Origin of the sequence: Microcoleus sp. S13_C3, assembly GCF_036700905.1 — a bacterium.
GTDB lineage: Bacteria > Cyanobacteriota > Cyanobacteriia > Cyanobacteriales > Microcoleaceae > Microcoleus.
On sequence record NZ_JAUBPT010000046.1, the window covers coordinates 44,068 to 49,922 of the forward strand.

General features: G+C 45.2%; 2 protein-coding genes. Both read left to right on the plus strand.

The window, feature by feature from the left end; genetic code table 11:
* Positions 1–15 precede the first annotated feature (15 nt).
* Complete coding sequence (locus tag QUA16_RS14880; protein ID WP_333104134.1) at positions 16–5,310, plus strand: calcium-binding protein; 5,295 nt, start codon at positions 16–18, stop codon at positions 5,308–5,310.
* A gap of 86 nt (positions 5,311–5,396) precedes the next feature.
* On the plus strand, positions 5,397–5,855 hold a 459-nt coding region (locus QUA16_RS14885), incomplete at its 3' end, for a hypothetical protein (RefSeq protein WP_333181196.1).

A 5,855-nucleotide genomic window follows, 5' to 3' on the forward strand; every position in this document is an offset into this window, starting at 1 on the left:
GCTCCTAGCTTGACAGTGGACAGCAGCAAGTCCCCTTCCGCTTATAAGTTCTCTGGAGCAATCAGCGGAAAAACCGTTACGTTCGAGTATCAAAAAGGTCAAGAGTTAAAAGTCGCCTATACCGGAGATATTTCTTTAGCTGACCTGTTGAAAACTGTTGGCGTGACCGACACCCAAGGAAGCACGCTATTAACCGGCACTATCAACAATCCCAGCTTGACAGTGGACAGCAGCAAGTCCCCTTCCGCTTATAAGTTCTCTGGAAAAATCAGCGGACAAGACGTTACGTTCGAGTATCAAAAGGGTCAAGAGTTAAAAGTCGCCTATACCGGAGATATTTCTTTAGCTGACCTCTTGAAAAAAGTAGGAATTACTGTAGAAAGCGAAGTTGCTATTTTAAACAACTCTATATCGGATGCCAGTTTAACAATTAGCAATTTAAGTGGCAAAAATACCAGCTATAAACTCACGGGAAACATCAGTAAAAAACCGATTGAGTTAAATTTATCAAAAGAACAAATTAAAATTACCTATCAGGGAGAGACATCCCTAGTTGAGATATTCAAAGGAGTTCCTGGTGTAGAAACAATTGCGACAGCATTATCCGTACCCATAACCAATCCCAGCTTCGGAATAGGGAAACTTGATACCCCCAATAAAACTTATGAAATCTCTGGAATTGCCAACTTTAACAAGGGCAATAACGGTCTCGCAGAATTTATTGACAAGAAACTGAAAATTCCACAATTAGACCTAATCACAAAGGTAGATTCAAACGGAGCCAGCCTCAAAGGAAAGTTTAATATAGATAGTCCGCTGTTTGGAGATAAAAACTCGCAGACAGACTTCAGTGCCACCCTCACCGACGCCGCCTTGGAATTAGCAGTTAGAAATGCGACAGCAAGTTTTGGTATTGAGGGAAATGTCCTCCTCAAAAACTACGATCCTGTCCAAAAAAATGAACCAGAATTAAAGCTTTTTGGCCAACTTCGTTTAGAGCCAACTTCACTCACAGCAAGCTTTCAAGTAGGTTCAAGTACGCCTTGGAAAGAACCCTTTGGTTTGCGTAACTCAGAACTCCGAAATTTATCGTTTCAGCTTGGCGGCAGTTATGTAGCCCCCTACATTGATAATATTGGACTCCTTGCAGATTTGAAAGTGGGTGGCTTGGATGTCAAGTCTGCTTTATTCATAGCTCCCAAAGCACCCGATAAATTTGGGATGGAATTAACGGTCTATCAACCAATTGGCTTGGTGGACATTTGGTCGGTGCCCCTTAGTGTTGTAGGAGTTGATAACTCAGGTTTTGTCGGAAAAACCAAGAACTTTTTGAAAGATGTCTTAGATGTTACTATTGTATCTATCGATGGCCCAGATGCAGGTACTGAGCTCGATCCTCTCATCAAGTTTGCGCCGGTGGAAACCACGTTTGCGAAGACTACTTTAACCCAAGGAATTGCCGTCAATGGCAAAGTAAATGCTTGGGGAAAAGAAGCTACTCTAAATCTCGCCGCAAATCCCTTCTCTAGCGCTCCAAGTTTAAGCGGAAATTTGAATATTCCTGAAATTGACTTAGGATTTTTGAAGCTGACAGGAGCAGATGGTTCCACCGATAAGACTTTGAATTTAAAAGTCAACGTAAGTCCAACTGAACAATATCTCAAAGGGGACGGTAAGCTTGTAATTTTTGGGGCTGAAGTTGCGAAAGCGAACGTGGAATTTACAACCACGAGTGCCAAAATCAAGGATTTTGATTTGAATTTAGGACTCGTAGCACTAGATATTAACGATTTTTCAGTTGATATTAAGGAAAAGACGGCGAGTGGATCCGGTGCAGTGAAGATTCTTGGTCGAGAAGTTGCCGGAGCTAAGATAAATGCTGATAGTAATGGTCTGAAAGTTGAAGGAAATCTTGACTTATTTGGGGTCTTATCAATCGAGGAGGCGAAAATTGATATCAAAAGTTCAACCGATATAAAAATCGGAGGGAGAGCCAAAATTTTCGGTCGAAATTTAGGCAGTGCCAACATCAGTCTACAGAATGGCAAGCTAAACGTTACAGGCAGCATAGACATCGATATTCCGCTCGTTGGCAAGGTTGGGGCCAACCTGACGATTACCTCAGATGGTACACCTGATGGTTCCCAGGTAAAGGTAGGTTATCAAGCTGGATCGCTAAAGGGTGACTATACCGTGTCACTAGCTCCGCTCAGAAGTATCGAAGATTTGTTTGACCAAGTGACCGGCGCGGCCCTGGGTGCAGTCACAGATGTTGTAAATGGTGCCATTAATGACGTTGTGAATGGATTTAATAGTGCTACATCAGGTGTACTTGATACCTTCAATAAGGTAGGAAGAGCTTTTGAAAATGCTGCCTATGAAGTTGGGAGCTTTTTGGAAACTACATTTTCTAACAATCGCAATGGTAATGATAAAAACAACGAAATTTATGGAGATGATAAGGATAATCGGATGTATGGTCATCGAGGCAATGACAAGCTCGTAGGGCAGGGAGGTTCCGACCAAATTTGGGGTGGCCCTGACGGTGACCAAGTATGGGCGGGGAATGGCAATGACTATGTTTATGGTGAAAGTGGAGATGACAAGCTTCATGGTGAAAATGGAAATGACGAGATATACGGGGGTGATAACACCGATGTGATCTACGGTGACCGGGACAACGACAAACTTTACGGGGATTCGGGCAATGACCGCCTCTACGGTGGACCTGGTAAAGATTCTCTCAACGGGGGACGGGATCAAGACTATCTCTATGGTGAAGAAGAGGACGATGACCTGCGGGGTGATGAAGGTTCTGACGTTCTTTATGGTGGGGATGGCAAAGACACTCTCTATGGCGGACCAGACCAGGATCGTCTCTACGGTGACGCAGGCAACGATTTGCTTTTAGGTGAAGGTGGTAAAGACGAAATCCACGGCTCTAACGGTGAAGACACCCTAAACGGCGACACTGACCAAGACGTTCTCTACGGTCAGCAAGGTCACGATTTACTCCAAGGTGGAGACGGGGACGATGTTCTCTATGGCGAAGACAATGGAAAACAGGGACAAACTTATAGTGGGTCTTGGGACAATGACACCCTAAACGGTGACAATGGCAAGGATTATCTCTTCGGAGGTGTTGGCAACGATATTCTCAATGGTGGTGAAGATAATGATGCTCTAGATGGGGGAGCTGGCGATGACAAACTTGATGGGGGAACGGGTAACGACTATCTAGATGGTCGAGAAGGCAACGACTCTCTTAACGGCAGCGCCGGTAATGATACGCTCTATGGTAAAGAAGGGAATGACCTTCTTGATGGCTATCATGATCGAGACTACCTCAATGGGGGTGAGGGCAACGATACGCTCTACAGTCATGAAGGCGATGACATCCTGAAAGGAGAAGCAGGAGAGGACTATCTTGCCAGTGGGATTGGTAACGATCGCCTTGATGGTGGAGAGGGGAACGACTCCCTTTATGGTGAGGAAGATAATGATACGCTCTCTGGTGGAAATGGCAGTAATGTCCTTGATGGAGGTGGCGGTATCGATACTGCCGATTACCGATTTGCTGGAAGTCCTGTCACTGCCAATTTAAACTCGGGTGAAGCTACTTTTTCTAACAATGTCGCTCGGTTAATTTCGATTGAAAATATCATTGGTTCGGCTCAGAACGACACATTGGTTGGTAATGATCTAGGTAATATCCTCTTGGGTGGCGATGGCAACGACTACTTCGATCCTGGGACTGGTAACGATACCATCGATGGAGGTTCTGGTAACGATACCTTGATTTTGAGGGGTAATAAGGATGACTATACGTTTACCGATTTAAATTCCTCCGGCGGTAAAAACTGGCAAATTACTCGTCAAAATAGTGTAAAAGTTGTCATCGACGTTGAGAAGTTTGAGTTTGATAATTCGGTGCCAATTCTGAAGCCAAGTAGTTTTGCCGGCCCTTCAGGTAGCAACTCAGGAAGTAACTCAGGCAGCAATTCAGGTAGCGATTCAGGCAGCAATTCAGGCAGCAATTCAGGCAGCAATTCAGGCAGCAATTCAGGTACTAACTCAGGTAGCAACTCAGGAACCAAGGTACCAGCAGCATCTAGCTATTTCCAGGGGGGTGGCAGTCTCTCCAATGGCCCTTTAGCAGATGCGACAGTCTTCATAGATACCAACGGCAACTTCAAACCGGATGAAGGCGAACTGCAAACCACCACCGACGACAACGGAGAATACAATTTTGACGAGTCGAAAATTGCTGCATTAGATGTCAAGGGAGACGGAAAAATTGACTCGAAAGAAGGACAAATTGTAGGAATTGGCGGCATCGACACAACCACCGGCCTTCCTGCTACATTACCCCTAATTTCTCAATTAGGTTCGGGAACAGAAGCGACAACCACGACACCCTTAACCACCCTCCAAGCAGTTCTTTCAAGCCAAGGGATTGCGGCGGAACAAGTCGAAAGTTTGCTCGAAAAAATCTCAGGACTTCCCTTAGCTTCCCTGACTCAAACCTTAGATAACTTTGACCCCTTCGCCGCTATTGGTAAAGATGACACCACCGGCATTAATATTGCCTCTGGTCACATCAAAGTAATGAACTTGTTGCTCAATGGCACAGCATTCCTTAAAGCCGCAAAATATCAAGGTTCAGATGCGGAAATTCAGGTGATTGTTGCTCTAGGTGAAGTCTTGCAAAAGGTTGACACCTTTGACTTAAGCAAGGGCGATGATCTGCAAAAACTCTTTACTCAATTAACCCAAAAACACAATCTCTCTATTGCCAGCGAAGCTGTAACAGCAGTCTCCGAATTAGTGGCCCAAAGCAACCACTTAGTTGACGACTTAGTAACACAGGCGCTGACTCGTTCTGTTTCAGACGTTCTACCCAGCATCAGCCCAATCAAAAAAGCGGTCTACAGCACCTTACCCGAAGTCACCCAACAGCTAATCGAAGGAAAAATTACCGCCCAAGCATCCCAAACTAAACTCCAAGAATTACTGAAGGCAGACACTTTCTTAGTGCAGTATGCACTGAACGAAAAGCGCACTGTGAAAGTAACCGCCAGCCCAACCATCACCGAAGGCGATAGCAACAGCCAAGGAAAATTTACCATCACTCTGGGTGAAGCTGCCCCCGCTCAAGGGCTGAAAATCCTCTACACCCTCTCCGGTACTGCCTCTCTGGGACAAGATTACAGCACCAAAGGCGGTCAATTTGGGGAAATTAACATCGCACCTGGAGAAACTGAAGCTGTTATCGACCTCTCGGTGTTAGATGACTGTAGTTTAGACTAGCCAAAGATGAGAACGGTGGCAAAAGAAGAACTAGAGCCACCGCGCCGGGAGAGAATGAGAGTGAAAAAAACCTATCCACTCCCTAAATGAACAGTGAACGATTAAAGAACTTTCGTCAAGCAGCATACGATTTATTAGTGACAGCGAAAGATGCCACATTCGAGCTGATGGATGCAGTGATGACCACTCCGAATGCGTCGTGTTTAGCGGAATTTTCGCTCAATCCATTATTCAAGCGTCAATGGCCAAGCATCTATGAAGCATTACAAGACACAAGGCCAGACCGGAAAAAACTGATGCTGCTGTATCTAGAGCAATTACAGAAAGAAGCACCCCCAGCCCAACACATATTAGTAGCAATCGACCACACTGCATGGGGGAGACGAGATGCCAAAACATTAAAAGACAGAACCCATGAATATCAGAGAGGCTCCATTGTGGGTCAGGGATACAGTACCATTGCGTGGATACCTGAAGCTCAAGGAAGTTGGGCATTACCCCTGCTCCATGAAAGAATTAGTAGTGGGTCTTCACCCATACTTCAA